1 protein-coding gene is annotated in these 633 nt (G+C 45.3%); it reads left to right on the forward strand.

Annotation, left to right across the window (positions count from 1 at the left end; genetic code table 11):
• Window positions 1–633 (forward strand): glycyl radical enzyme domain-containing protein (locus R8N47_RS26100; protein WP_318186217.1); only part of this gene is annotated, 633 nt, incomplete at both ends.

Genomic DNA, 633 nt, shown 5'->3' on the forward strand with positions numbered 1-633 from the left:
TACATGCCCATTTCTGAAGCACTTCGTGAAGCGATGAGCGATGGCGTAATTTGTGACATGTTTGAAGGTCATGCGCCTTTTAAACCGCGTTACGTTTTACCTGACTATGCTAAGTTTTTATCTCAAGGCTCTGAATATTTGGAGTTGTCACCTGCAGAAGATTTTGATGATGCGCTAAATATGCTTACCATCATCTATCATCATGTGCCGTCTGTTACCAATATTCCGGTGTATTTAGGGCAGTTAGACGACGTCCTGATGCCTTATGTAGGCGACCAAACTGAAGCGCAGATTTACAAAAAACTTCGACATTTCTGGATCATGTTGGATCGCACGTTGCCGGATGCCTTCATGCACGTGAATATCGGGCCGACAGACAACATTATCTGTCGCACTATTTTGCGTGTGGACGCAGAGCTCAAGCAAATTGCACCAAATCTCACGTTTATGTACGACGAATCGATCACACCAGATGATTTGTTACGTCAGGCGACGACAAACATTTGTGACTGTAGCAAGCCTCATATTGCGAATTACCCAATTCACGCAAATGCTTATGACGGAGCGCGGTTTGGTATCGTCAGTTGCTACAACTCACTCCCGCTAGCTGGTGGTTCAAACACGCTTGTACGC

It is taken from the genome of Vibrio sp. 2132-1, assembly GCF_033344315.1.